This is a genomic window from Limnohabitans sp. WS1 (genome assembly GCF_003063265.1).
GTDB lineage: Bacteria > Pseudomonadota > Gammaproteobacteria > Burkholderiales > Burkholderiaceae_C > Limnohabitans_A.
Genome location: NZ_NERU01000009.1, coordinates 48,822 through 75,128, shown reverse-complemented (window position 1 = coordinate 75,128; position 26,307 = coordinate 48,822). Strand labels below are relative to the sequence as shown.

Here is a 26,307-nt window from a genome sequence, read left to right as displayed (position 1 = left end):
CCCCATGCAACTGACGCTCTGGACTTACGAAGGACCGCCCCATGTGGGCGCGATGCGCGTGGCCACCGCCATGACGGACGTGCACTACGTGCTGCACGCCCCACAAGGCGACACCTACGCCGACCTGCTGTTCACCATGATCGAGCGCCTGCCGCGCCGCCCGCCGGTGACCTACACCACCTTCCAGGCGCGTGATCTGGGCGGCGACACGGCCGAACTCTTCAAGGATGCAGCACGCCAAGCCATGGCGCGCTTCAACCCCGCTGCCATGTTGGTGGGCTCGTCCTGCACGGCAGAGCTGATCCAGGACGACCCGGGCGGCTTGGCCCAAGCCCTGAAGCTGACCATTCCCGTCGTGGCGCTGGAATTGCCCTCTTACCAGCGCAAAGAAAACTGGGGCGCGAGCGAGACCTTTTACCAACTGTGCCGCCACCTGGTGCACAAGCCTGCCACCGCCTCCGAAACAGCCGACAAGCCCGCCAAGGCACGCCCCACTTGCAACATCCTCGGCCCCAGCGCCCTGGGTTTTCGCCACCGCGACGACGTCAAGGAAATCACCCAACTGCTGAACCAACTCGGCGTCGATGTCGCCGTGGTCGCGCCTTTGAGCGCGAGTGTGGCCGACGTGCAAAAGCTGGCCGAGGCCGACTTCAACGTGGTGCTCTACCCCGAAATTGGCCTTGCCGCCGCACAATGGTTGCAGCGCCAGTTCGATCAGCCCTACACCAAGACCGTGCCCCTCGGTAGCCACGCCACACGCGACTTCATCGCCGAAGTCTGCACGCTGACCGGCCTGCCCCAGCCCGCACAAGACCCCAGCAACGCGCACGCCCACTGGTACGCCAAGTCGGTCGACTCGACCTACCTGACCGGTAAGCGGGTCTACATTTTTGGCGATGCCACGCATGTGGTGGCCGCCGCCCGCATCGCCAGCCAGGAGATGGGTTTTGAGGTGGTGGGCCTGGGCACTTACAGCCGCGAATTTGCCCGCGAAGTGCGCGACTGTGCCAAACGCTACGGCGTCGAAGCCCTGATCACCGACGACTACCTCGAAGTTGAAACCCAGATCAACGCGCTGCAGCCCGAGCTGATCTTGGGCACACAAATGGAGCGCCACATCGCCAAGCGCCAGGGCATTCCCTGCGCGGTGATTTCGGCCCCGGTGCATGTGCAGGACTTCCCCGCCCGCTATGCGCCGCAAATGGGTTTTGAAGGCGCGAACGTGCTCTTCGACACCTGGGTGCACCCGTTGATGATGGGCCTGGAAGAACACCTGATCGGCATGTTCCGCGAAGACTTCGAATTCCACGCCGGTGCTGCCCCCTCGCATTTGGGCAGCACGCGGCCTGCGGCAGAAAACGTGGCTCCGGTTGTCGCAGCGCCTGTCAGTGCACCCGTCGCAATACCCGTTGAAGCAGTTGCTTTACCAACGGCACCCGCACCCACCAACACCCTGACCACTGACAGCGTTCAAAAGGTCGCCGCCCCCGCCCAAGCCGCTTCGAACCAGGCCACCTGGAGCCCCGAAGCCGAAAAGGAGCTGGGCAAGATCCCGTTCTTTGTGCGGGGCAAAGCGCGCCGCAACACCGAGCGATTTGCCCAAGACCAGGGCGTGGCGACCATCACCGTGGAGACGCTCTACGATGCCAAAGCCCACTTCAGCCGGTAAACAGGCCTCATCCAACACACCACGCATGAGCGTGGTGCTGCTGACCATGGACAGCCACCTGGCCAGCGCCGCCGAGAGCGCGGCCGAACGCCTGGCGCGCGACCTGCCCGGCCTGCACCTGCAAACCCACAGCGCCTCGGCCTGGCGGGACAGCGACAAGGCCTTGGCCGCGTGCCTGGCCGCCGTGGCACAGGCCGACTTGGTCATCGTCACCATGCTCTTCATGGAAGACCATTTCCTGCCGGTGCTCGACGCCCTGCAGGCACGCCGCGAACATTGCGACGCCATGGTCTGCATCATGTCGGCCCCGCAAGTGACCCAGCTCACCCGCATGGGCAAGTTGGTCATGGGCCGCGAATCGAGTGGACTGATGGCCTTGCTCAAAAAGCTGCGCCCCAGCGCCAAGAACAAAGACACCGGCGCAGATACAGGCGCGCCGTCCAGCGCCGGAGCCAAACAAATGGCCATGCTGCGCCGCCTGCCCAAGCTGCTGCGCTTCATCCCCGGCACCGCGCAAGACCTGCGCCTGTTTTTCTTGACCATGCGCTACTGGCTGGCGGGCTCTGAGCACAACATCGAGCACTTGGTCAAAACCCTGGTGCACCGCTATGCCCAAGGCCCACGCGAGCCGCTGCGCGCCTTGGCCCAGCCCGAAGACCCGATCGAATACCCCGAGGTGGGCCTGTACCACCCGCAGATGAAAAACCGCATCAGCGAACAGCTGAGCGACCTGCCCGGCCACGGCCGCAAAGACCAGCCCGCCGTGGGCTTGCTGCTGCTGCGCTCGTATTTGCTGGCCGGCAACACCGCACATTACGACGCGGTCATCGCCTCGCTGCAAGCACGCGGCCTGCGTGTCATCCCTGCTTTTGCCAGCGGCCTGGACGCTCGCCCGGCCATGGACCGTTTTTTCAAGCAAGGCACGGGCGCCAAGATCCAATCCTTGGTGTCGCTCACCGGTTTCTCCTTGGTCGGTGGCCCTGCCTACAACGACGCCAGCGCCGCCGAAGTGGCCCTGAGCGAACTCGATGTGCCCTACATCGCCGCACACCCGCTCGAATTCCAATCGATCGAGCAATGGGGCGACTCCACCCGTGGCCTCTTGCCCGTGGAAAACACCATCATGGTGGCCATCCCCGAACTCGACGGTTCGATCTTGCCCATGGTCTACGGTGGCCGTCCCGGCCCCGCTGGTGAAACCTGCCACGGCTGCGACAAGCGCTGCACCTTCCCCAGCGGCCCCCGCAGCCAAGACATGTTCACCTGCAGCGAACGCACCGAAATGCTCACCGCCCGCGTCGAGCGCCTGGTGCGCCTGCGTGACAAACCACGCGCCAACCGCAAGCTGGCCATCGTGTTGTTCAACTTCCCGCCCAACGCGGGCAGCGTGGGCACGGCCGCTTACCTGTCGGTGTTCCAGTCGCTGTTCAACACCTTGCAGCGCTTGTCGCTCGAAGGCTACCAAGTGACCTTGCCTGACAGCGTGGACGACCTGCGCAACCGCCTGTTGCAGGGCAACGCGAGCCAGTACGGTACGCAGGCCAATGTGCTGCACGCCATCGACACCGGCCACCACGTCAAACACGAACGCTGGTTGAACGAAATTGAAGCGCAGTGGGGCCCGGCCCCCGGTAAGCACCTGACCAACGGGCAGTCCATTTTTGTGCTCGGCGCAGACTTTGGCCAGGTGGTGGTCACGGTGCAACCGGGCTTTGGCTACGAAGGCGACCCGATGCGCCTGCTGTTCGAAACCGGCTGCGCCCCCACCCACGCCTTCAGCGCCTTCTACCGCTACCTGCGCGACGACTACGCCGCCGACGCGGTGCTGCACTTTGGCACGCACGGCGCGCTCGAGTTCATGCCCGGCAAACAAACCGGCCTGTCGGCCCAGTGCTGGCCCGACCGCCTGATCGGTGCGCTGCCCAACATTTACCTCTACGCCGCCAACAACCCGTCCGAAGGCGCATTGGCCAAACGCCGGGGCGCGGCCACGCTGGTGAGCTACCTCACCCCCTCGCTCACACACTCGGGCCTGTACAAAGAACTGGTCAGCCTTCAGCAATCGATCGAGCGCTGGCAACAGATGGGCCCGGACCAAGCGCAGGACCGCGAGAGCCTGACCACGCTGATCCGCGAACAAGCCCAGAGCATCGACCTGGCCGTGCCCACCACACCGGACAGCGACCCCACCGCCTGGATCGAGCAGCTGCAAAACCAATTGCTGGAACTCGAATACGCCCTCATCCCCGAAGGCCTGCACGTCATGGGCCAAGCCCCCACCCGCGAGCAGCGCTTGGGCACCCTCAAAGTCATGGCCGATGCCATGGGCTTGACCGGCGCTCAAAATGCCAGCTTGATGGAAGCCTTGGTCGACGGTGCGAGTGAAGCGCAACTCAATGCGCAGTTCAGCACTGACTTACCCACTGGCGACAAAGCCCAGGCCGAGACGCTGCGCCAGCTGGTGCGCAGCAACCGCCTGCTGGGCGAAGACCACGAAATGCAAGGCCTGATGCGCGCCCTCGACGGCCGCTACCTGCAACCCGCCCCCGGCGGCGACCTGATCCGCAACGCCAACGTGCTGCCCACCGGACGCAACCTGCACGGCCTCGACCCCTTCCGCATGCCGTCTGCTTTTGCCGTGCGCGACGGCATGCGCCAAGCCGACAAACTCTTGGCCCGTTACCAGCAAGACCACCAGGCCCTGCCCGAAACCGTGGCCATGGTGCTGTGGGGCACCGATAACCTCAAGACCGAAGGCAGCCCCATGGCGCAAGCCTTGGCCTTGATGGGCGCCGCCCCGCGCTTTGACAGCTACGGCCGCTTGGCTGGCGCGCAGCTGATTCCTTTGGCCGAGTTGGGCCGCCCGCGCATCGACGTGGTCATCACCTTGTCCGGCATCTTCCGCGACCTGCTGCCCATGCAAATCCGCCTGCTGGCCGAGGCTGCATTTTTGGCCGCCAGCGCCGACGAACCCGTTGAGCAAAACTTTGTGCGCCAACATGCCTTGGCCTACCTGGCCGAACACGAAGGCAGCAACATGGAGTGCGCCGCGCTGCGCGTGTTCGGCAACACCGAAGGCGCTTACGGCGCCAACGTGAACCAACTGATCGACAGCAGCTGCTGGGAAAACGAAAACGAACTCGGCGACGCCTTCACCCAGCGCAAAGGATTTGCCTACGGCCGCGAAGGCCGCCCGGTGCGCAACACCTCGGTGCTGCAAAGCGCGCTGGCCAGTGTCTCGCTGACCTACCAAAACCTGGATTCAGTGGAGTTGGGCGTGACCAGCATCGACACCTACTTCGACACCTTGGGCGGGATCAGCCGCGCCGTGCTGCAGGCCAAACACCAGCGCGATGGCAACGCCGCTGAAGCGCCTCCGGTTTTCATTGGCGACCAGACCCAAGGTGAGGGCGTGGTGCGCAGCCTGACCGAACAAGTGGCGCTGGAAACCCGCAGCCGCATGCTCAACCCCAAGTGGCACGAAAGCATGTTGCAGCACGGCTACGAAGGCGTGCGCCAAATCGAAGCGCATCTGACCAACACCATGGGCTGGTCGGCCACCACAGGGCAAGTGCAGCCCTGGGTGTACCAACAGCTGGCCCAGACCTTTGTGCTGGACCCCGCCATGCGCGAGCGCATGGCCCAGCTCAACCCCACCGCATCGGCCAAAGTGGCCAACCGCCTGCTGGAGGCCACCCGCCGCCAGTACTGGCAACCCGACGCCGAGACCATGTCAGCCCTGCTGCGTGCCGGCGAAGAACTTGAAGACCGCCTTGAAGGCATACAAGAAGGACTCCCAGCATGATCGAAACCACCAGCATCCCCGTGAACAGCATCCAGCGGGTTCGCGGCGCAGACGGCGAAGGCAGCGTGCAGTTCCAGATGGACCCCACGGTCAAGATCGGCACCGCCAAGGTGTTTGCGGTCTACGGCAAGGGCGGCATCGGCAAAAGCACGACGTCGTCGAACCTGTCGGTCGCCTTCAGCAAGTTGGGCAAGCGCGTGCTGCAAATCGGCTGCGACCCCAAGCACGATTCCACCTTCACCCTGACCAAAAAACTCATGCCCACCGTGATCGACGCGCTCGAAACGGTGGACTTTCATGCCGAAGAGCTGCGCCTCGATGACTTTGTCTTCAAAGGCTACAACGGCGTGATGTGCGTGGAAGCCGGTGGCCCACCCGCTGGCACCGGCTGCGGCGGTTATGTGGTCGGCCAGACCGTGAAACTGCTCAAAGAGCACCACCTGCTCGAAGACACCGACGTGGTGATTTTTGACGTGTTGGGCGACGTGGTGTGCGGCGGTTTTGCTGCCCCGTTGCAACACGCAGACCGCGCCCTCATCGTCACGGCCAACGACTTCGACTCGATCTTTGCAATGAACCGCATCGTCCAAGCCATTGGTGCCAAGGCCAAGAACTACAACGTGCGCTTGGGCGGCGTGATCGCCAACCGCAGCGACGCGACCGACCAGATCGACAAGTACAACGCGGTCACCGGTCTCAAAACCATGGCGCACTTCCCCATGCTCGACGAGATCCGCAAGAGCCGTTTGCAAAAGTGCACCTTGTTCGAGCTGGAGCCCACACCCGCCGTCAAAGCCGTGCAAGACGAGTACATGCGCCTGGCCGCCGCCCTGTGGCTGGGGGCCGACCCGCTGCCCTCCATCCCGATGAAAGACCGCGACATTTTTGACCTGCTGGGTTTCGACTGATCCACTCGCCAAAAAACGCACCGAAAGCACCCCATGAACAGCACCACCGCCTACGAACAACGCCGCAGCCAGATCGAGCACTACTTTGACCGCACGGCGGCCGATGCCTGGGCCCGCCTGACCTCGAACGAGCCGGTGGGCCGCATCCGCGCCACCGTGCGCGCCGGGCGCGACACCATGCGCGAAACCCTGCTGTCTTGGTTGCCACAAGATCTGCGCGGCCTGCGCGTGCTGGACGCGGGCTGTGGCACCGGCGCGCTGGCCCTGCAAGCGGCACTGCGCGGGGCCGAAGTGGTGGCGATTGATTTGTCACCCACCCTGGTCAAGCTCGCCGCCGAACGCATGGCCGCCGAACACCCCACCCTGCCCGGCTCGGTGGAATTCATGTCAGGCGACATGCTCAGCCCTGACTTGGGACATTTTGACCATGTGGTCTGCATGGACTCGCTGATCCACTACGACAGCGACCAAATCGCCGAAGCGCTGGCCGGTTTGGCCCATCGCACACGCGGCTCCATGGCCTTCACGTTTGCGCCGCGCACACCGCTCTTGGCCCTGATGCACAGCGCGGGCCGCCTGTTTCCGCGCAGCGACCGCTCGCCGTCGTTGTCGCCCGTGGCGCATGCCGACTTGCTGCAACGCATGCAAAACCACATGGATTTGCAGGGCTGGCAAGGCGCACGCATGCAGCGCGTGGCCAGCGGCTTTTACACCTCTCAAGCCTGGGAGTGGACCCGCTCATGAAACTGCGCGTCCCCATGCCCCGCTGGTTCACGGCTTACGGCACGCGCTTCATGCCGTTTGCCGATGCGGCTTCGCCTGAGCTGCCGATGGCGCGCTTGCTGCGCCTGTCGCTGTTCCAGGTGGTGATCGGCATGGTGACGGCACTGCTGGTGGGCACACTCAACCGGGTCATGATTGTGGAACTGCAAGTGCCCGCTTGGTGGGTGGCACTGGCAGTCGCTATTCCCATGGTGTTTGCGCCGCTGCGCACCCTGATCGGTTACCGCAGCGACACGCACCCCTCGGCGCTGGGTCTGCGCCGCATTCCGTATTTGTGGACCGGCACCTTGCTGCTGTTTGGCGGCCTGTCCATCATGCCGTTTGCCTTGTTGCTGCTGTCCGAACCCGAAGCCGCCAATCTGTGGGTCGGCCAGTTGGGTGCTTGCCTGGCCTTTGTGCTGGTGGGCGCGGGCATCCAGGTCACACAAACGGCGGGCATGGCGCTGGCGCACGATTTGGCCAGCAATGACAAACGCCCCCGTGTGGTGGCCTTGCTCTACAGCATGCTGCTGGTGGGCATGATCGCCAGCAGCGCGGTGTTCGGACTGGTGCTCAGCGACTTCAGCCCGCAAAAACTCATTCAGCTGGTGCAAGGCTGCGCTGTCATGGTGGCGGTGATGAATCTCGCCTCACTGTGGAAACAAGAGGCCCGAAGTGCCAAGCGTGGCCGCCGCGAAGCCGGGGGCTTTGCGAGCAGCTGGCGTGACCTCATGGCCCAGCCGCAGATGCGCCGCTTCTTGTGGACCTTGGGCTTGGGCACCTTCGCCTTCAACATGCAAGACATCGTGCTCGAGCCTTATGCGGCCGAGATTTTGAAACTCGACGTGGGCGCGACCAGCGCCCTCACGGCCTTGAGTGCCGGTGGGGCTTTGCTGGCCTTCCTCGTGTCAGCCCGCTGGTTGTCCGGCGGCATGCACGCTTGCCGCTTGGCCAGCTTGGGTGTACTGCTGGGCCTGCCCGCGTTTGCCATGGTGATTTTTTCAGGGCCTCTCGAAGCGGCCTGGATGTTCCGCATCGGCGTGGGCCTGATCGGTTTCAGCGGCGGTTTGTTTTCGGTCGGCATGCTGGTCACGGCCATGGGCATGGCGGCAGACGGCAGCCCGCTCGGCCACTTGGGCGGTCTGGTCATCGGCACCTGGGGCGCGGTGCAAGCCACCAGCGCTGGTGCGGCCATGGCGCTGGGCGGGGCTTTGCGCGACGGCGTGTCGGTGCTGGCCATGTCAGGGGCTTTGGGTGAAGTGTTGGTCACGCCCATCACCGCTTACAGCTTCGTCTATCACCTGGAAATGTATTTGTTGTTTGTTGTGCTGGTGGCCCTGGGGCCCATGCTGCGTGCGAGCCGCTTGGCCGCACGGGCAGAGCCCCACCAAACCGGCACCCCCCAACCCTTTGGCCTGGCGCAACTGCCGGGCTGATGCACCGATTTTTTGAAGGAGACAGCCATGGAAACAGGCGCAATCACACAGTACATCGATGTGGCCCAAATCGTTTTGTACATGTTCTGGGCATTCTTTGCGGGGCTGATTTATTACCTCTTGCGTGAGAACCACCGCGAGGGTTACCCCATGGATTCGGGCCGCGAAAACGGCCCCAAGATCGAAGGCTGGCCACCCGTGCCCGAGCCCAAGACCTTCAAGACACAAGACGGTCACACCTACTTGTCTCCCGATTTGGCACGCCCAGATGGTGAGTACAGCGCTCAGCCCATACACGGCTGGAATGGCGCCCCACTGGAGCCCGTGGGCGACCCGCTGTTGGCGGGCGTTGGCCCAGGCGCTTGGGCCATGCGTGCCGACATCCCCGACGCAGACCCGCACGGTCACCCCAAAATCGTGCCACTGCGCGTGGCGGCTGACCACTCTGTGGCCAAAAAAGACGTGGACCCGCGTGGTTTGCCCGTCTGGGGCGCGGACAAGGTCGTGGCCGGCACCGTGGTGGACCTGTGGGTCGACCGCATGGAGATGATGTTCCGTTACGCCGAAGTGCAACTGGCAGGCTCCGACAAACGCGTGCTGCTGCCCATGACCTTTGCACGCATCAAGAAAGACGGCACCCATGTACAGGCCATTTTGGGCCACCAGTTTGTGAACGTGCCGCAAACCAAATCGAACGAGCAAATCACCTTGCTCGAAGAAGAAAAAATCACCGCCTATTACGGCGCGGGCACCTTGTACGCCACCCCTGAGCGTCAGGAACCCATCATATGAAAGCCACCCACGAACACGAGTGGGAAGCCGCCCCCGGCCTGCCCAGCGCCCTGCCTCCGGGAGAGCGCGTGGTCTGGCAGGGCGCACCCGACTGGAAACGCCTGGCCATCCATGCCTTCCATGTGCGCAAGGTCGCGCTGTACTTCGCGCTCATGCTCGCGGTGCAGGCCATCAACCTGACGGCACCCGAGGGACGGGTGGATTGGAAACCTCTGGTTGTGGCCGCCAGCCTCTACGCCCTGGCCTTGGCCCTGCTCTTGGGCACGGCCTGGATGTCGGCACGCAGCACGCTCTACACCCTCACCAACAAGCGCGTGGTCATGCGCATTGGCATCGTGCTCACGCTGACCTTCAACCTGCCCTTCAAACGCATCGCAGGGGCGTCACTCAAGACGCAAGGCGCGGGCACGGGCGACATCGCGCTGGCCTTGCACCCCGAAGACCGCATCGGTTGGGCCCACCTGTGGCCGCACCAACGCGCTTGGCATGTGACACAGCCCCAACCCACCTTGCGCTGCGTGCCTGACAGCCAACAAGTCGGCGAGCAACTGCTGAACCTGTGGCGTGCCGAACGTGCGGGCCAAAGCCTGCACTTGGGCGATTCGCCTGCAACCGCGCCGGTCAATCAGCCCCACACACCCAACCACGGCATGCTGGCATGAGCACCCTGCCCCAACACGACTGGCAGCGCAACCGCCAAGCCCCACAGACCCCAGGCCTGAACCGGCCCATGGCCTGGATCGGCGTGATGCTGCTGGCCATGCTGGTGGCCGTGGGCCTGGCCCGCTGGTCAGGCTTGGACCCACGCACCCCTGACGCTGCCGTGCAGTGGCAGCGCGACCTGCAGTTTCGCGACGTGGCCGGCGGCGACATCGCCGTGTTGGACCACCGAACCGGCCAGCAAGTGGCACGTTTCAGTGGCGAGCAAGGCTTTTTGCGCAGCACCTTGCGGGCACTGGCCCGTGAACGTCACCGCGAAAGTCTCAGTGGCGACGCCCCCTTTTTGTTGATCGGCCGCACCGATGGCCGCATGACCCTGCAAGACCCCAGCACCGGCCAGCGCATTGACTTGGAGTCCTTTGGCCCCAGCAACGCTGCGGTGTTCGCCAGTCTCAGACTGGCAGGGCAAAACCCCACGCCCATCAAAACATCGTTGGCCAACACGCCCCGCTGAACCTGATTGAACCCGCACCGGAGAACACCATGACCGCCACCGCTGTCCACACCATCAAAACCGCTGAAGACGCCAACAAAAAGGCCGTGCACGACGACATGATCAGCCCGCGTTTTTACACCACCGACTTCGCTGTGATGGACCGCATCAACATCGAGCCGGTGCGTGCCGAGTGGGACAAGATGATGGCCGAATACGAGGGCGACAACAACCACGACCACTTCCAGCGCGACGAGGCGTTTGCAGGCGAAGTGGCCGCGGGCATGGCCAGCCTCTCGCCCGAGATGCGCCAGGAGTTCATGGACTTTTTGGTGAGCTCGCTCACGTCGGAATTTTCCGGATGTGTGCTCTACAACGAGATCCGCAAGAACGTCACCAACCCCGACATCAAGCAGCTGATGACCTACTTGGCGCGCGACGAATCGCGCCATGCAGGCTTCATCAACCTGTCGCTGCGCGACTTCAATCTGGGCATCGACCTGGGCAACTTGAAGCGCACCAAGAAGTACACCTTCTTCAAGCCCAAATACATTTACTACGCGACCTACTTGTCCGAAAAAATCGGCTACGCACGCTACATCACCATCTTCCGCCAGCTCGAAAAGCATCCCGAAAAACGCTTTCACCCCATCTTTCGCTGGTTCGAGCTGTGGTGCAACGACGAGTTCCGCCATGGCGAATCGTTCGCCCTGATCATGCGCGCCAACCCCAAGTTGCTCAGCGGCGGCAACAAGCTCTGGATTCGCTTTTTCTTGCTGGCCGTGTACGCCACCATGTACGTGCGCGACCACACCCGCCCCATGCTGCACGAAGCCATGGGCCTGGATTCGAGTGAATACGACTACCAGGTGTTCCGCATCACCACCGAGATCACCAAGCAGGTCTTCCCTCTGGCCTTGGACACCGACAACCCTGACTTCCGCCGGGGCCTGGAGCGCCTTTTTGCCCTGTCACAAGCCATGGCCAAAGCCAAGGCCCGGGGCGGAGTCGTCGGCAAACTGCAGCAAGGCGTGTGCGCCGTCAAAGCCGCCGCCACCTTTGCCCGCCTGTACTTCATGCCCGTGATTCAACAAGACCTGTCGCCTCAGGTCCGCATGGAACCGGCATGGTGACTGAAGTCGTTTGGGCCTGCGTTTTCACGGCCCTGAGCTGGTGGCTCGGCACGGGCGTGATCTTGTGGCTTGACCGCTTGCCTGCACGAAGCTTCCGTTTCAGCCTGGCCGGCTGGACGGTGCTGTTGGCTTTGAGTTTTTGGGGCGTGGCCCACAGCATGAAAGAGGTCAGCGTGTTCAACGCTTACCTCGCCTTTGGCAGCGTGATTGTGATGTGGGGCTGGCACGAGCTGGCTTTTTTGACCGGCTGGATCACCGGCCCACGCAAAATCCCATTAGATCCCGGCACCACGGGTTGGCCTCGTTTTGTGCAATCGGTGCAGGTCATGCTCTACCACGAGCTGGGCTTGCTGGCCAACTTTGCCGTGCTCTGGTGGATGCAAGAAGGACAGCCCAGCCATGTGGCCATTTGCACCTATGCCTTGCTGTGGTTCATGCGCCTGTCGGCCAAACTGAATCTGTTTTTTGGCGTGCCACAAAACGGTGAGCAATACCTGCCTGCCCACCTCAAATACCTCGCCAGTTATTTCCGCACCACCAGCGGCATGTCGCTGTGGTTTGTGCTGTCGATGGGTGTGGCCATGGGCACCTGGTTCTGGCTGGTCTGGCTGGCCCAGCAAGGCGCGGTGGCCATCACCACCGGCTGGGTCATGCTGGCCACGCTGCTGGGCCTCGCGATCGTTGAACACATCATCATGATTTTTCCTTGGCCACTGGAGCGGCTGTGGGGTTGGGCCATGGGCCAGACCACCAAACCGGCTTTGACCACACCCCCTTGAAGGCCCCCATGAACACCACCACCCATGCTTACCGCACCGAAGGTTTCGGCATCCCCGTCTCGCCGCAAGGCCCAGAGCTGGGCAACCCGTCCAAGCTGCGCCAGCGTCCGGTGGCGGTGGTCATTGGCAGCGGCTTTGGCGGGCTGGCCGCAGCGATCCGCCTGAGCGTCAAAGGCTACGAGGTCAAAGTCTTTGAAAAACTCGATGCCCCCGGTGGACGTGCCTATGTGCACCACCAGGACGGCTTCACCTTTGATGCGGGCCCCACCATCATCACCGCGCCGTTTTTGCTCGAAGAGTTGTGGGCGCTGTGCGGCAAAAGCTTTGCGGACGACGTGAAGCTGGTGGCCATGGACCCGTTTTACCGCGTGCGTTTTGCAGACGGCACCTGGTTCGACTACAACGGCGACCCCGAGCACATGCGCGCCGAAGTGGCCCGCTTTGAACCCGATGACTTGCCCGGCTACGAACGCTTTTTGGAAGAAGCCGAGCGCTGCAAAACCCTGGGTTTTGAAGGCATGGGCGACATGGCATTTGACAAGGTCAGCGACCTGATGGCCGCCATCCCCGACTTCTTGCGCATGGGCGCTTGGCGCAGCCTGTACAGCCTGGTGGCCAAACACATGCGCAACGACAAGCTGCGCATCGTGATGAGCTTTCACCCACTGCTGATCGGCGGCAACCCCTTTGCTGTGACCTGCGCCTACGCCCTCATCAACTCGTTGGAACGCACTTGGGGCGTGCACTCGGCCATGGGCGGCACCGGGGCGATTGTGAAAGGCCTAGTCAGCTTGCTGGAGGAGCGCGGCGTACCGCTGCGCTGCAACGCACCCGTCACACAAATCCGCATTGAAAACGGCCGCGCCTGCGGCGTCGAACTGCAAAACGGTGAGTTCGTGCCCGCCGATATCGTGGTGAGCAACGGCGACACCGCCTGGACCTACAAAAACCTGGTCGCGCCTGAGCACCGCCGCGTGTGGACCGACCGCAAGATTGCCAACGGCAAATACTCCATGGGCTTGTTTGTCTGGTACTTCGGCACCTCGCGCCAGTACAAAGACGTGCCGCACCACATGATGGTGCTGGGTCCGCGCTACAAAGGCCTGCTGCAAGACATCTTCAACAAGCACAAACTCGCCGAAGACTTCAGCCTGTATTTGCACCGCCCCACCGCGACCGACCCCTCGCTGGCACCTGAGGGCTGCGATACCTTTTATGTGCTCTCGCCCGTGCCGCACCTGGACAGCGGCACCGACTGGCCCGCCTTTGCCGAGACCTACCGCGCCGCCATTGCCGAGAGCCTGGAAGCCAGCGTGTTGCCCGGTCTGCGCGACTGCATCGTGACCAGCAAGGTCAGCACGCCGCAGGATTTTCAGGACAACTTGTGGTCCTACAAAGGCGCGGGCTTTGGTCTGGAACCTCTGCTGCTGCAAAGCGCCTGGTTCCGCCCCCACAACCGCAGTGAGGATGTGCCGGGCCTGTTTGTGGTGGGTGCCAGCACCCACCCGGGTGCGGGCGTGCCCGGTGTGCTCATGTCTGCCAAAGCTTTAGAAACGGTGGTCCCCCATGTCAAGGTCTGAACGCGATGCCCCCGTGGCCAACACGGAGTTGAACTTCGACTCGAACGACCTGCAAGCCTGCGTGGCCATGATGCAAGGCGGCTCCAAAACCTTTTTTGCCGCCAGCCGTTTGTTGCCGCCTCGCGTCCGCATCGCGGCCATCGCCTTGTATGCGTTTTGCCGTGTGGCCGACGATTTGGTGGACGAAGCGGCAGCAGGCGATACCCCGCTCGATGTGTTGCAAGCACGGCTGGACGCGATTTATGCCGGCACCCCCAGCGACCACGTCGAAGACCACGCCCTGAGCTTGGTGGTGCAGCAATACAAACTGCCACGCCATTTGCTGGACGCCCTCATTGAAGGCTTTGCCTGGGATGCCGGTGGCCGCACCTATGACAGCATTGAAGACCTGCACGCCTATGGCGCCCGTGTGGCGGGCAGCGTGGGCGCGATGATGAGCTGGATCATGGGCCCGCAAAGCATGGACACCCTGGCCCGCGCCTGCGAGTTGGGGGTGGCCATGCAGCTCACCAACATTGCCCGCGACGTGGGGCACGACGCCAGCATTGGCCGCCTGTACCTGCCGCGTCGCTGGCTGATCGAGGCCGGTGTTCAGCCCGAGGCCTGGATGGCCCAGCCCACGTTCACACCCGCCATCGCCGTTGTGGTGGCGCGTTTGCTGGACGAGGCGGACCGCCTCTACAAGCAGGCCCACTCGGGCATCGCCGCCCTGCCGCCCGACTGCCGCGCCGCCATTTGCGCAGCCAGCATGATCTATGCCGAAATTGGCCACCAGCTGCGCCGCGAAGGCCTGGACTCGGTGAACAAGCGCACCGTGGTCAGCACCACACGCAAACTCATGCTGTTGGCCAGCGCCTGGACTCAGGTGCACTGGATTCGTGTGAGCGAGCACAGCCCCGAGCCACTGGCCGCCATTGTGGGCCTGGTGCAGGGTTGCCGCGATGCGACCCAACAAACCGGCAACAAAGCGTATTTTCCAAACCGCGCCATGCCCCAGCGCGTGGCCTGGATGCTGGACTTGTTTGAGCGACGCGAAAACGAGCGCCTGGACCGCAACGCCATGAAACAAAACTGATGAGAAAGAACCCATGAGAGTTCGCAGCCACCGCATCAATGTGCGACTTCTGTACGTCAGCCGGGCAGCGGGGCCTCAAACCACCACGATGACCACCACCATCTTGCAACAAGCCCACCAAAACAACCCGGACATGGGCATCACGGGTGTGCTGTGCCAAGGACAAGGTTTTTTCTTTCAAGTGCTCGAAGGCGAACGCGGCCGTGTCAACGCCCTGTACCGCCGCATCTGTGCCGACACACGACACCAAGACGTGGAACTGCGCCACTACGAAGAGATCAACGAACGGCGCTTTGGCGAATGGTCCATGGCACTCGTGCACCTGTCGGTCGACGACCCCATGGTCAGACTGCAACACCCAGACTTCGACCCCTACTCGGCACCAGGCCCACAGGTCATGCAACAAATGCTCGACTTGCTCGAAACCGGACACCCCATCCGCTTGCCTGCCAGCAAAGCTTGATGTAGGCGCCCCGCCCCCGGGGAGATGGGTGGTGGTCTGCGAAGGTGATCGCGACGAGGGCGTCGCTCCTACATGGGAAGACCCTGCATTTTGTAGGAGCCCCGCCCCCGGGGCGATGGGTGGTGGTCTGCGAGGCTTTTCGCGACGAGGGCGTCGCTCCTACATGGGGAAATGCCCCGCATTTTGTAGGAGCCCCGCCCCCGGGGCGATGGGTGGTGGTCTGCGAAGGTTATCGCGACGAGGGCGTCGCTCCTACTTGGGTAGACCCCGCATTTTGTAAGACCCCGCCCAATACCAGAACCCGGATTTTGTGGGGCCACGCCCCCGAGGCGATGGGTTCATGTCTGTCCGATTTTTCAAAATTTTTCAGCCGTGCATTTCTCGGTCAACGCCAAGGGCGTGTTCCAAGCCCATCAACCAAAGGGGCAGACCCCACAAAAAAATCAATGCCTCGAATACCGTTCAAGACTTCAATGGGCCGGATCAATCCAAAAATTCTTAGGGTCACCTTCTGGTGTCCATTGAATTTTCCCCGCAGCCTGCGAGACAAATTTGAACACAGTGCTTGGGCAAGGTTTGAACGCCGATCCAAGCCCATTCGCCACCCCCCTCTTGGCGAATTCGCCGCATCAACCCAACCCAACTTCCGCACTGACAGCCCATCAAACACCGCCCCCAGCCCCAAGTGCACGCCGCACAGGTCAGCCACCACGGTGGCTGCCCAGTCAAAGTCGGCCTACTTGTGCTCGGGGGATCCGTCGGTGTCTGACACGGTCAAGATGTCACGCAAATTGTTGATTCAGTGGTCAGCAAAGGCCTCCGTTTGTAAAAACGCTTATCTGCACTTTGCAAAGACCATCACCTTTAAGGGGCACCCAAATTCCCAAATTGACGAGGCAGTATTCCCAAATGTGCGACAGAAAAAAGCCACCGAACCCACCATCAAACGTGAATTTGGAGGCTGCAATCAGGTCGCAGATTTGACCTGCTTTCGAGGCTGCAAAGGGGTGCCCATGGCGCGTGCTACACCAAAAACACCATGCCCGCTTTCAAGGTGGCCCGTTGCGTCGTGATCAAGTGGTCCAAACGTTCGTCCACTGCGGCGGCTATTCTTTGCGTGGAGCGTCCAAAACCCAGCATCTCGATGGCGGCGCCTGCAGCGTCTTGCCTGCTGAGTGAAAAACCCAAGCGCAAAGACTCGAGCAAAGCGGCGTCTATCTCCTCGGGGGCCACCCATTCGATTTTGCGCTCGGCGCTGGGCCAAGCAGAGCGGTCACGCACCACAAAATCAAACTTGCCCGGCTCATACAAAAATTCGCCCCGCAATTCCACCCACTGACGTCGCTGACCTTCGTTGACGGCATCCTGCACCGACGAAGCGATTCGAGCCCCGGCCCGCACAATGCCAAACGCCTCCATCAAGCGGCGCGTGACTTCGGCCAAGTGCACAGGCCCCTCAACGCTCACCACCTTGGCCATCATTTGGCCCAGCGCTACAACCCCCACCTGGTGCATCTGCACATCCAGCACAGACGGCAGCTGTGCCTTCAGATACGGCACGGCAAAACTCGAAGCGGCGGGCGCTTCCGTGCTGTCCCGTGCAATCACATGCGGCACCGCGGCGGGCATGCTGGTTTGCAGGGGCTGTTCTTGGTCGGCCGCCAATTGGGCCGCCTCAATCGCGGCCACAACCCGCTCAATTTCTTGCTGACGGTTGCGGAACCAGTCTGTGCTCCAGATACGGTGGAACGTCCAACCCAAACCTTCGAGCACAGCCTGGCGCAAACGGTCACGGTCGCGGGCGGAACGGGAGCTGTGATAGGCCGCACCATCGCACTCAATGGCCAACAGATAACGGCCCGGCAAATCCGGATGACGGACCGCCATGTCAATGAAATAACCCGCTGTCCCGACCTGCGGCTCGACGTTGTAGCCCAAGGAACGCAGGGCGGACAGCACCTCGGACTCGAAGGGCGAATCCACACCCCGCCCTGTTTCCTGAGCCACTTCCAGCTCACGCGTTTCCGCAAATTTCAAAAAGTTTTTCAGGGCACGCACACCGTGCTTGGCCGTTGCATCCAGCTCCAGTTCATCGGCCTTGAAGTTGCTGAAGACCCGCATCACCATCTTGGCCCGGGTGATCAACACATTCAGACGGCGGTGCCCGCCGTCCTTGTTCAGCGGCCCAAACTCTTTGGCCACCCGGCCCGACTCGTTGCGCCCGTAGCCCACGCTGATAAAAATCGAATCGCGCTCATCGCCTTGGATGTTCTCCAGGTTTTTGACAAAGAACGGCTCGTTCGGATGGCGAGAGAAAAAGGCCTCGGCCTCGGGTGTTTTGCGACGCAGCAACTCCACCTCGACACTGATCAAGTCGCGCTGCGCCACGCTGAAAGCGGCCACGCCCAGCGTCATGTGTGGCTGGCTCAGTGCATGCGCCATCACGGCTTGCGCCACGGCCTTGGCCTCTTCCTTGTTGGTGCGGGTGCGGCCCCGGTCGTACACCGTTTCAGGCAAATGCGTCAGGTGAATGCCACTGGCCAATGCGTTGGTGCCCGCACTCGGGAAAATCACCAGCTTGCTCTCGTAAAACTCGGCATTGGACACCGCGATCAAAGACTCGTGTCGGCTGCGGTAATGCCAGCGCAAGTAACGCTCTGGGCAACCGGCCACCTTGCACAGACTCAAAATGCTCTCAATGTCGGCGGTGCTGCTCTCTTCGTCGTCCAGATCCATCTCGCGCCCAAAAAAATCAGTCGGCGGCATTTGACGGTCGTCCCCCACCACCACCAACTGCTTGCCCCGCATGATGGCCCCGAACGCGTCCACCGCCTTGACCTGCGAGGCTTCGTCAAAGATCACCACATCAAATGACATCTTGCCCGGCGGCAAAAAATTGGCAATCGACATCGGGCTCATCATGAACACGGGTTTGATCTGCTGAATGGCCCGGCCCGCTTGCGCCATCAACTGCCGAATGGGCAAATGTTTGCGCTTTTTGTTGAGCTCGGTGCGCAAAACCGCCATCTCACCCGGCTGCCCCAAGCTTGGCTTTCGGGCCCAAACCTGCGCAGCCAACTGCGTTTGCGCATGCTGCATGGACGCCAAGTCCAAGGCCCTGAAACGCTCAATTTGGTGTTCGTGCTGAATGCGGTCAAAGCGCTGCAGTAAAGGCTCGCTCGCATACACCCCCTGAATCAAGCCCGAATACCAAGTCAGATCCAACAAGGCCGTGATCTGCTCCGCCTGCTCGCAGCGGACCGCCCAATCTGCAAATGCGCCCAGCGTGGCCTCGCGCACCTGCCCTGCCAAAGCATTGAATCGGGCCACCTGGTACAGATCGGCCAGCGAGGCTTGCCACTTCTGCAATTGCGCCGCCAAGTCCGGCAAAGGCGTGGTCTGCAAATCTGCACCCACCCCTTCACCCACCTCTGCCACCCCTTTAGACGCCAGCCCCAGGATGACGCGCACCTGGCCCAACACCCCCTGCAGCTGCGCCGTGCCCGCTTGCACCTCGTCGGCCATCGCCCCCAAACCCGCCGCATCGGCATGACCCGCCAAAAAGTCCACGATGCCCGCAGGCAAAGTGCCTCGCCCCAAATCGTCGTGCAACACCATCACCCATTCGGTGATGCGCTGCAGCACCGGCCAATCGGACTGCACCCCCTGCCACTGCGCACCCAGCAAAGCCTGGCCCAAACCCTGGTGCTGGTCGAACACCTTTTGATGCTGCTGGTACGCCAGCACCGCATCCACCATGGCCAACATCTCGGGCACGGCCTTGGGCAACTCTGTTTTGGCCAACGCTTGAAGCTGCCCTTTGGCCGCCCTGAACTCGCTCGACAAAAAGCGCCACCATTTGCTGCCGTGGCTGAGCAAGGCCTGCCGCACAGACAACAAATCCTTTTCCCAGGCCAGATCGATCAAGCGCGGCGCAAACGCCGAATGCAATTGGCTCATCGCCTGCCCAGCCGCCAACAGGGCGAGCAAAGCATCGCGGCGCAACTGCCAGTCTTGCGTCGACAAATGCACCCCTGTCAGCTTGGGCGCCTCTTGCGCCCGGCGAGCTGCACGGCACACCACGGCCATGTCCTGGAGCGTGGCCGGTTGGCCCAGCATCAGGCGCTGCGACAAAGCCGTCGCGTGGGCCTGCAGCGCTTGAACATGCGAAAGCGCCTGCGCCAAGGCCACGGCGGCTTCGTTTTCTTCAATGGGTGTGAGGTAAGTGCGCTCCGATCCCCAAAAAGGATTGCCATCCGGCCGGCCCATGGCCTTGACCTGCAGCGCCAGCGCCTGCAACTTTTCACGCTGTGTATGGAAATGGTCTTGCGTCCACGCCGCCATGGGTGCAAACGCCAAAGGTGACAACATCGGCCACTCACGCTTGCAGCGCAGGTAATGCCCCAGCACCACCAAAAAAGGCAAGCCACTCGCGCCCACATTGGCGCTGACCGCATCGCAATACCGGTTGAGCTGCTCCTGCACCACGCGCAGGCTCTCGATGTCACGCTGGCCACTGTCGTTCAAGGGCTTGCCTTGCTCCAACGAGCGCCGCAGCTCGGCCAGCACCGACGTCTTGGTGGCGCGTTGGCTGTGCAGCTCCAAAACCGCATCGCCCAAATGGCACTCGTCCAAGCGACGCTTGACCACCTCCAACGCCGCCATTTTTTCTGACACAAACAAAACCGACTTGCCCTGGCTGGTCAGCTCGGCGATCAAGTTGGTGATGGTCTGCGACTTGCCCGTGCCCGGCGGCCCCTGAATCACCAGGTTGGAGCCCGCCCGCACCTCCAAAATCGCCTGCGTCTGGCTGCTGTCTGCATCCTTGACGAAATGCACCTCGCCCGGCGCAATCACCGTGTCAATGCGTACATCCTCGTCAAACGCCGCTTGTGCATCGCCAAAGCCCTGCCCCATCAAGCGCCCGATCAGCGGGTGACTGGCGGGCGCACTGTCAGCGGGCCAGCTTTGCGGGTCCAAATCCTTGAACATCAAGAACTTGCCGAATGAGAAAAACCCCAACACCATGTCGTCGGGCTGCACAGACCAGCGCGGCTGGGGACTCACGGCACTTTGCACATCCGCCATGTAGCGCTGCAATGCCGCCACATCCATCTCGGCCTCGGGGTCCACCTCGGGCAGTTGAATCCCGAAATCGCTGCGCATCTTGGCGGCCAGCGACAAATTGAACACCAAGTCGTCACCGGTGTAAGCGGCCTTGTAACGGTCTTGTGCAGACGCCCGCTCCAGCCTGACCGGCACCAGCACCAAGGGCGCACGCCGTGCCTCGGAGGCGCTTTCGCTTTCGTACCAATGCAAAAAACCTACCGCCAGAAACAAGATGTTGACGCCTTGCTCCTCCACAAAAGTCTTGGCCTCAGCCTGCATCTTGAGCAGCTGCAAAAACAGGCGCTCAGACTCCAGCGCGGTTTGCAACATCTGCGCGGGCGCACGACGCGTGCTGCCCGCACCCTCAGTGGCCACATCGGGTGCAGCCACCGGCTCCTCGGCCAGACTCAGCTCTTCCAGCAACTCTTGGTCTTGCGCCTGACCCTCTTCGAGCGAGTCGCCCGCATCGGCGATTTTGGCTTGCGCCGTCTTGGCCATGCCCACAAAACCCAAGGCTTTTTCGGCCACATACAACGCCTCAAAAACCTCGGTGCCCAACCGCTGAACAATGGCTAAATTTTTGGCGTTCTTCTTGAAACTGATCAGGTTGTTGCGCAAACCAATGTCAAGCAACTCTTTGCGACTGGTTTGCAACTTGGCGTGAATGTCTTGGCTCATTTTGGGCGGGTAGGTTTTGGCAAGCCCGAAGAATACTATTGTTGAGAAAGCAAGCCCCAAGCCAACAAATTACGTCAAAACCTATGGCCTTGCGCAGCAGGGTTAAAGGACCCGATTTGACTCTTCGCTTACACAGTCAACCTCCGCGCATACAAGCCATCAAACACCGCCTCCAACCCCGGATGCACGCCGCGCTGACCAGCAACCACGGCGGCGGCCCAGTCGAAATTGGCCTGCTTGGTGGACCGCGACGTCAAGCGCGTGCAGGAGACGTGGTGGCGCTGGCTGATTTGGGGCTGCTGGAGCGCACTGAGTCTGGCGGGGTGGTCTGTCCTTACTCGTCCATGCACATCGACATGGTTCTCAAAGCCGCATGAACCAGGCCTTTTCCTCAGAATCTAAAACGTCTTGATGACGAACACTTGGAGCAACTTCGAAAGGAAGGCAAGACCCATGGCTCAGAAATTTTCTGATCTTCGCGCACAGATGAAGCCGGAGCCGCAAAGCAATCCACAACCGCCTTCACGGGGGCCTATTGGGAGGCCTGGGTTTTGAACTTGATCTTCATTGAGCGATTACTTTTTGCCAGCGTTTGTGGAGTCTGTAAACGCCACAAACTGTTTTGTGGAGCCTCAAAACGGTTTCAGGCTCCACAAGTGTTTCTTTTTTTCTCTGCAACCTCTCTTCAGTTACATGGTTTTGAGATGTATGCCGAACGAAATAAGTTATTGATTTCATTGGGAATAATTGAAAATCTCTCGGCAAATCTCTCATTTTTCTCTGCAAATCTCTAATTCATCTGGATCAATTGCCAGCGTGGTGCAGCGTCCGACCCCACATTCACAATTGCCCCCCGGCGGCGCAACTTGCCCAGCAAATTGCTCACCTTGGTGTACTTCTGCCCATCGCTAAGAGCGTCGCTGAGTTTGTTCAGCAGCAATTGGTTGATGTCGGCACGACTGGCTTCGCCGTTCACCGCCAAGTAGTCGGTGATCTGTTTGAGGTAGAAAGCGTCGTCTTGCCCACGAGTGCGCAGGTAGGCTGCCACGCTGCCCGTGGCCTTGGCAATGTGCGCGGCCACATGAAAATTGGGCTTGCGCCCCTCAATCAAGCCGGATTTGCGCAGGCGGTCGGCCGCTTCCGTGGGAATGGGCAGCTTTTTCTGCACCCGATCCAAGGCCAACACATCGGCCAAAGGCAAATCCGTCTTTTGGATCAAAAGACGGCTATACGACAAATCCACCACGCTGCCATACACCGTCATGCGCACCACCCCTGCTTCGCTCAGGTCGTAGTCGGGCATGGGGAAATAGCGGCGGGCTTGCTCCCGGTGCATCCAGTGAATGCCGTAGCCCATGGTGTCGATCATGTTCAGCTCGGCCATGGCCTGGGCTAAAAACGGGTTGCGGTAACGGCGGGGTGTTTTGTTGCCCGCAATGTAATCATCGGGATGGCCTTCAAAAAACTGCCCCTCGTTCTCAAACACCAAGGTGGCAGGGGTTTCAGTCACCACAATGCGGCCACAGCGGCTGTAGTCTTGGTGCGCAATGCAGTTGTGCAAAGCCTCCAGCACCACACGCTGGTCGTACTTGGACACCTCCACCGGAATCAACACGTTGTCCGGCAGGATGCGAACCTGAACATTGCGTATGCGTTGATACAACTCACTCGTCGCCACCAAAAACGGCAAGCCAAAATGCTCGTAGGCACGCTCTGGCCCTTCCAGCTTCCAGGTCAGTTGCGCGGGGTGTGGCGAAAGCAAATGCGCAGACGTTGATTTGCCCAATAACAGCAAAGTGCCCCGCGTAATCTGGCCATCGCGCAACAAGTGCGCACGTTCTAAAAACACAGCCACTGGCCAGGCCATCACCTCTCCGGTGGCAAAACGGTTGGCGTACTTTTTTGCAAAAGCGTTGCGTGCTAACTGCAAAGCGGGCGCGTCTAAATGTGCCAACGTGGCACCGGGCACCAGCTGAGCCGTCCAATCCGTCATCAGCGTTTGCTGGCGAATTTCGTCGAGCTTGTCCAAACCCAAGGATGTACGGCTTTCACCCGCTCTGGCGTAGTAGTGGCCCTTCCAGGCAATGGGCATGCCCCTTGGGGCGGGCGGAACCTCCATCAGCACCACGCGGCCGGCGGCGTGTTGCAGCACATGGATGTTGCGCAACGTGATGCTGGGCTCTGTGCTGTCGGCAATCTGGGCCTTCAGGCTCTGCAAACGCTCAGGCTCTGGCCTGTAATCGGTGCCCATCACACTGCGGGTTTTGTTGTTCACGCCAAACACCAGCCACGCCCGGTCCACACCACGCAAATTGGCCTCGTTGGCCAAGGCAGAGAAATACTCACCGATCTTGTCGGTGTCGTAGTCATGGCCCGCCTGCTTGAACTCGACCACCTCGTTTTCCCAAGTGGCCATCAGTTCATCCAGCACGGCGCTTAACGCAGTTGGGTTCATGTGTGACCTCATCCTTGAAAATAGTAGTTTTAAAGGAAACAAAAAACGCCAAAAATATTGGCGATTTTTGATCTTGGAACATCCTTTGAATGGTCAGCATCTTACGAGAAACACTGGAATCGAAGTCGGCTGATCCGCCCATCAAACCCGGCAACAAGCATGCCTCGCAGACCACCACCCATCGCCCCGAGGGCGGGGCTCCTACAAAGGCAAAAAACCATCCGTTACGGGGTATTTGCAGGAGCGACGCCCTCGTTGCGATCAGCCCCGCAGACCACCACCCATCGCATTGAACCGAACCGCCTCACCGACTCACATACACATCTTTGCCATTGGCCTGCAAAGACACCACCAGCGAGGCCACCACATCGGCGGCTTGCAAGGCCAGCAGCAGCACATACCACTGGGTCCGCACCTCGGGCCAAATGACCACCTGAATGCTGCACGCCAGCAGCAACACGATGGACAGCAATTGCTCGGTCACCGAGCCGCGTGCGAACAAAGCGGTTTTGATGATGTCGATGCACAGCAGCAACACGCCCACCAACAACAGCACACCGCCGCCCGTCAAAGCAGCGGTGCTGGACAAGTCAAAAAACTTCACGTCAATAAAGTCAATGCCCGCAAACACGAAAAAGTTGTAGATCGCAAAAGGGATGATCAAAAGAGGGATGGATTTCATGGGGTTTCCAATTGAAGAGTTATCAAAAAATGGCGGTCATGGGGGGCATCAAAGACGCCAGGGACAGCACGGCTCATGTGGGCGACTTCTCCAAACCCAAGGCATACGCCTGCAACCCAAGCGAGCCCGTCACGTACTGCCCAGCCTCTGGCCGCCAGACGCCCTCAAAGGCATGCTCGGCCACATCAATCGGGATGACCACATCCTCATCGGCGCGAATCACCACCGAGACAGGCAAGGCAGGTGTGAGAGGTTTGTTGGTCATGCAGCGGCTTTCAATCAAATGGTGTCGACGCCATCGACACAAACTGTAGGGAGCACCGGGCTTGTGCATCAAACACCCTCGGCATACGACACATACCCACAACACGGGCAAGCCAGTTGATCGGCCCCGACTTCTTTGAAACGCAAACCCGTGTCCACGGGCTGGGCCGATTGCCGCCAATAAGTCACCAGCTTGCCGCCATAGAGCACATCCTCCATCAGGCCGCAGGCGGGGCATTGGTGCAGATCGCGGTCTGCCACAAAGCCGCCTTGCGCCTTGACTTGGGCTTGGATGTCGGCCAGTTGCGCGACCAGGGCTTTCAGTTCGTTCATGTCGTCGGGGTCTAACATTGGCTTTCCTTGGTGTTTGCCCGTGATTTTATGAATACTTAATGGGTCTTTTTGAGATTTTTCCTGTGCAGTGATCAAGGTTGATGGGGTAGGGACCGATATGTATTCGTCACGAACCTCGTGACGAATCCGTCGCTTCAACCCAAGCCCAACCTCCGCGCATACAAGCCATCAAACACCGCCTCCAGCCCCGGGTGCACGCCGCGCAAACCTGCGACCACGGCGGCGGCCCAGTCAAAGTAGGCCTGTTTGCGCTCGGGCGACCAGTCGGCGGGTGGCGAGGCCAGGATGTCGCGCAGATTGCTGATCTTGTCGGCCAGCTTGACCAACTTGGCCTGGAGCGAGATGTGTGGCGCGTGCTCGATCTGCAGCTGCTTGCGCACCGCCTTGTCGAGCAACTTGTCGTCGGTCACCTCCAGCACCACAGACGCCACCTGATCGCCAAACAAGGCCCGCAGCTCCTCGGCCGTGGTCTCGGTGTCTTCGATGGTGTCGTGCAGCACGGCGGCGCACAACACCGTCACATCCTGCACGCCGCCCTCGTTGGCCAGCACATTCGCCAGCGCAATCGGGTGGTTGATGTAGGGCGAAGCCTCTGCGTCTTTGCGCCTTTGGTTGCGGTGCTTGTCGGCGGCAAAGGCCACGGCTTGGATCAGAGTGGCCAAGGGATTGGGGGTGTTGATCATGGTTAGACTATCATTCAATTGGGTTTATTTGAGGGAGAACTGTTATGCAAGTAGCTGCCGCGCCGCCATCCATTCCGGTTGGCAAGATCAAGAGCTTCGGGCCTTTCGGGCCCAAGTATGAGGTTGGCCAAGCGCTACATCCTTTGGATGATGGCGACTGGATGATTGAAGTCACCATGGTGGAAACAGGCGAAAAGGCCGAATACCGTCTGACACACCTGTCCGATGATCCGGAGGCGCACTGATGTACGCAGTAGCTTTCGATCTGGTGGTTGCTGATACCGAAACTCATCACCCCAAGGGGGTTACTCAGGCTTACACAGAAATCGGCGCCATTCTCGCAGAGCACGGGTTCCGAAGGGTACAAGGCAGTTTGTATGTCAACGACAACGAAGACATGGCTAATCTGTTTCTTGCAATTCAATCTTTGCGTGCCCGTCCTTGGTTCCCGAAGTCTGTGCGTGATATTCGTGCCTTCAGAATTGAACAATGGTCAGACTTCACACCTGTCGTCAAGTCTTAATCTA

At 61.0% G+C, this 26,307-nt stretch carries 21 protein-coding genes and 1 pseudogene; 15 read left to right on the top strand and 7 right to left on the bottom strand.

The window, feature by feature from the left end:
- Window positions 1-4 precede the first annotated feature (4 nt).
- Genes bchB through B9Z48_RS12330 form a run of 13 tightly spaced genes read left to right on the top strand, consistent with a single transcriptional unit; the run spans window position 5 to window position 15,555 of the window.
- A complete protein-coding gene (gene bchB, locus B9Z48_RS12390; protein ID WP_108378768.1) occupies window positions 5-1,669 on the top strand; it encodes a ferredoxin:protochlorophyllide reductase (ATP-dependent) subunit B in 1,665 nt (554 codons plus the stop codon).
- Window positions 1,644-5,474, top strand: a complete 3,831-nt coding sequence (locus B9Z48_RS12385; protein ID WP_108378766.1) for a magnesium chelatase subunit H — start codon at window positions 1,644-1,646, stop codon at window positions 5,472-5,474. The genes bchB and B9Z48_RS12385 overlap by 26 nt, the downstream gene beginning before the upstream one ends.
- Window positions 5,471-6,382, top strand: coding sequence for a ferredoxin:protochlorophyllide reductase (ATP-dependent) iron-sulfur ATP-binding protein (bchL, locus tag B9Z48_RS12380; protein ID WP_019429120.1), 912 nt, complete (start codon window positions 5,471-5,473; stop codon window positions 6,380-6,382). The genes B9Z48_RS12385 and bchL overlap by 4 nt, the downstream gene beginning before the upstream one ends.
- Window positions 6,383-6,415: 33 nt before the next feature.
- Window positions 6,416-7,126 (top strand): magnesium protoporphyrin IX methyltransferase, encoded by a 711-nt coding sequence (gene bchM / locus B9Z48_RS12375; protein WP_108378764.1) that lies wholly within the window; start codon window positions 6,416-6,418, stop codon window positions 7,124-7,126.
- Window positions 7,123-8,580 carry a BCD family MFS transporter gene (locus B9Z48_RS12370; protein WP_108378762.1) on the top strand — a complete coding sequence of 486 codons (1,458 nt, stop codon included), beginning with the start codon at window positions 7,123-7,125 and terminating at the stop codon, window positions 8,578-8,580. The genes bchM and B9Z48_RS12370 overlap by 4 nt, the downstream gene beginning before the upstream one ends.
- A 27-nt stretch (window positions 8,581-8,607) precedes the next feature.
- The gene (gene puhA, locus B9Z48_RS12365) at window positions 8,608-9,372 is read left to right on the top strand and encodes a photosynthetic reaction center subunit H (protein WP_108378760.1); all 765 of its coding nucleotides are present in this window, start codon (window positions 8,608-8,610) and stop codon (window positions 9,370-9,372) included.
- The gene (puhB, locus tag B9Z48_RS12360; protein ID WP_108378758.1) at window positions 9,369-10,034 is read left to right on the top strand and encodes a photosynthetic complex putative assembly protein PuhB; all 666 of its coding nucleotides are present in this window, start codon (window positions 9,369-9,371) and stop codon (window positions 10,032-10,034) included. The genes puhA and puhB overlap by 4 nt, the downstream gene beginning before the upstream one ends.
- Window positions 10,031-10,546 (top strand): photosynthetic complex assembly protein PuhC, encoded by a 516-nt coding sequence (gene puhC, locus B9Z48_RS12355; protein WP_108378756.1) that lies wholly within the window; start codon window positions 10,031-10,033, stop codon window positions 10,544-10,546. The genes puhB and puhC overlap by 4 nt, the downstream gene beginning before the upstream one ends.
- 29 nt (window positions 10,547-10,575) lie before the next feature.
- On the top strand, window positions 10,576-11,658 hold the full coding sequence (acsF, locus tag B9Z48_RS12350; RefSeq protein ID WP_108378754.1) for a magnesium-protoporphyrin IX monomethyl ester (oxidative) cyclase: 1,083 nt from the start codon (window positions 10,576-10,578) through the stop codon (window positions 11,656-11,658).
- Window positions 11,652-12,437, top strand: a complete 786-nt coding sequence (gene puhE / locus B9Z48_RS12345) for a putative photosynthetic complex assembly protein PuhE (protein WP_108378752.1) — start codon at window positions 11,652-11,654, stop codon at window positions 12,435-12,437. Before acsF ends, puhE begins: the two co-directional genes overlap by 7 nt.
- An 8-nt stretch (window positions 12,438-12,445) precedes the next feature.
- Window positions 12,446-14,017, top strand: coding sequence for a phytoene desaturase (locus B9Z48_RS12340; RefSeq protein WP_199233510.1), 1,572 nt, complete (start codon window positions 12,446-12,448; stop codon window positions 14,015-14,017).
- Window positions 14,004-15,092 (top strand): phytoene/squalene synthase family protein, encoded by a 1,089-nt coding sequence (locus tag B9Z48_RS12335; RefSeq protein WP_108378750.1) that lies wholly within the window; start codon window positions 14,004-14,006, stop codon window positions 15,090-15,092. Before B9Z48_RS12340 ends, B9Z48_RS12335 begins: the two co-directional genes overlap by 14 nt.
- A gap of 13 nt (window positions 15,093-15,105) precedes the next feature.
- Window positions 15,106-15,555: a BLUF domain-containing protein gene (locus tag B9Z48_RS12330; RefSeq protein WP_089956712.1), complete on the top strand. Its 450-nt coding sequence runs from the start codon at window positions 15,106-15,108 to the stop codon at window positions 15,553-15,555.
- A 1,023-nt stretch (window positions 15,556-16,578) separates the two neighbouring features.
- Here the strand turns inward: B9Z48_RS12330 and B9Z48_RS12325 are convergent.
- From B9Z48_RS12325 to B9Z48_RS12295, 7 genes and pseudogenes are all read right to left on the bottom strand, one after another.
- Complete coding sequence (locus B9Z48_RS12325) at window positions 16,579-21,342, bottom strand: DUF3320 domain-containing protein (RefSeq protein ID WP_108378748.1); 4,764 nt, start codon at window positions 21,340-21,342, stop codon at window positions 16,579-16,581.
- 128 nt (window positions 21,343-21,470) lie between these two features.
- Window positions 21,471-21,581, bottom strand: a pseudogene (locus tag B9Z48_RS21830) (phosphohydrolase); the annotation flags it as partial.
- Window positions 21,582-22,132: 551 nt separating this feature from the next.
- Complete coding sequence (locus B9Z48_RS12315) at window positions 22,133-23,797, bottom strand: RNA-binding domain-containing protein (protein WP_108378746.1); 1,665 nt, start codon at window positions 23,795-23,797, stop codon at window positions 22,133-22,135.
- A gap of 304 nt (window positions 23,798-24,101) precedes the next feature.
- Window positions 24,102-24,479: a hypothetical protein gene (locus B9Z48_RS12310; protein WP_089956701.1), complete on the bottom strand. Its 378-nt coding sequence runs from the start codon at window positions 24,477-24,479 to the stop codon at window positions 24,102-24,104.
- A 73-nt stretch (window positions 24,480-24,552) separates the two neighbouring features.
- On the bottom strand, window positions 24,553-24,744 hold the full coding sequence (locus B9Z48_RS12305; RefSeq protein WP_089956698.1) for a hypothetical protein: 192 nt from the start codon (window positions 24,742-24,744) through the stop codon (window positions 24,553-24,555).
- 68 nt (window positions 24,745-24,812) lie between these two features.
- Window positions 24,813-25,094, bottom strand: a complete 282-nt coding sequence (locus B9Z48_RS12300) for a hypothetical protein (RefSeq protein ID WP_108378744.1) — start codon at window positions 25,092-25,094, stop codon at window positions 24,813-24,815.
- Window positions 25,095-25,231: 137 nt separating this feature from the next.
- The gene (locus tag B9Z48_RS12295) at window positions 25,232-25,759 is read right to left on the bottom strand and encodes an HD domain-containing protein (RefSeq protein WP_108378871.1); all 528 of its coding nucleotides are present in this window, start codon (window positions 25,757-25,759) and stop codon (window positions 25,232-25,234) included.
- Between the two features lie 65 nt (window positions 25,760-25,824).
- On the opposite strand from B9Z48_RS12295, the gene B9Z48_RS12290 reads away from it, so the two are divergent.
- The gene (locus B9Z48_RS12290) at window positions 25,825-26,025 is read left to right on the top strand and encodes a DUF5397 domain-containing protein (protein ID WP_089956689.1); all 201 of its coding nucleotides are present in this window, start codon (window positions 25,825-25,827) and stop codon (window positions 26,023-26,025) included.
- Window positions 26,025-26,303 carry a virulence factor gene (locus B9Z48_RS12285; protein ID WP_108378742.1) on the top strand — a complete coding sequence of 93 codons (279 nt, stop codon included), beginning with the start codon at window positions 26,025-26,027 and terminating at the stop codon, window positions 26,301-26,303. Before B9Z48_RS12290 ends, B9Z48_RS12285 begins: the two co-directional genes overlap by 1 nt.
- The last annotated feature ends 4 nt before the right edge of the window (window positions 26,304-26,307 follow it).

Coding starts and splice junctions, on each gene's coding strand:
- puhC (WP_108378756.1), top strand. CDS start 10,031: ATGAGCACCCTGCCCCAACACGACTGGCAGCGCAACCGCCAAGCCCCA.
- puhA (WP_108378760.1), top strand. CDS start 8,608: ATGGAAACAGGCGCAATCACACAGTACATCGATGTGGCCCAAATCGTT.
- acsF (WP_108378754.1), top strand. CDS start 10,576: ATGACCGCCACCGCTGTCCACACCATCAAAACCGCTGAAGACGCCAAC.
- B9Z48_RS12300 (WP_108378744.1), bottom strand. CDS start 25,094: ATGTTAGACCCCGACGACATGAACGAACTGAAAGCCCTGGTCGCGCAA.
- B9Z48_RS12335 (WP_108378750.1), top strand. CDS start 14,004: ATGTCAAGGTCTGAACGCGATGCCCCCGTGGCCAACACGGAGTTGAAC.
- bchM (WP_108378764.1), top strand. CDS start 6,416: ATGAACAGCACCACCGCCTACGAACAACGCCGCAGCCAGATCGAGCAC.
- B9Z48_RS12340 (WP_199233510.1), top strand. CDS start 12,446: ATGAACACCACCACCCATGCTTACCGCACCGAAGGTTTCGGCATCCCC.
- puhB (WP_108378758.1), top strand. CDS start 9,369: ATGAAAGCCACCCACGAACACGAGTGGGAAGCCGCCCCCGGCCTGCCC.
- B9Z48_RS12370 (WP_108378762.1), top strand. CDS start 7,123: ATGAAACTGCGCGTCCCCATGCCCCGCTGGTTCACGGCTTACGGCACG.
- B9Z48_RS12385 (WP_108378766.1), top strand. CDS start 1,644: ATGCCAAAGCCCACTTCAGCCGGTAAACAGGCCTCATCCAACACACCA.
- puhE (WP_108378752.1), top strand. CDS start 11,652: ATGGTGACTGAAGTCGTTTGGGCCTGCGTTTTCACGGCCCTGAGCTGG.
- bchL (WP_019429120.1), top strand. CDS start 5,471: ATGATCGAAACCACCAGCATCCCCGTGAACAGCATCCAGCGGGTTCGC.
- B9Z48_RS12330 (WP_089956712.1), top strand. CDS start 15,106: ATGAGAGTTCGCAGCCACCGCATCAATGTGCGACTTCTGTACGTCAGC.
- B9Z48_RS12315 (WP_108378746.1), bottom strand. CDS start 23,797: ATGAACCCAACTGCGTTAAGCGCCGTGCTGGATGAACTGATGGCCACT.
- B9Z48_RS12285 (WP_108378742.1), top strand. CDS start 26,025: ATGTACGCAGTAGCTTTCGATCTGGTGGTTGCTGATACCGAAACTCAT.
- B9Z48_RS12310 (WP_089956701.1), bottom strand. CDS start 24,479: ATGAAATCCATCCCTCTTTTGATCATCCCTTTTGCGATCTACAACTTT.
- B9Z48_RS12305 (WP_089956698.1), bottom strand. CDS start 24,744: ATGACCAACAAACCTCTCACACCTGCCTTGCCTGTCTCGGTGGTGATT.
- B9Z48_RS12325 (WP_108378748.1), bottom strand. CDS start 21,342: ATGAGCCAAGACATTCACGCCAAGTTGCAAACCAGTCGCAAAGAGTTG.
- bchB (WP_108378768.1), top strand. CDS start 5: ATGCAACTGACGCTCTGGACTTACGAAGGACCGCCCCATGTGGGCGCG.
- B9Z48_RS12290 (WP_089956689.1), top strand. CDS start 25,825: ATGCAAGTAGCTGCCGCGCCGCCATCCATTCCGGTTGGCAAGATCAAG.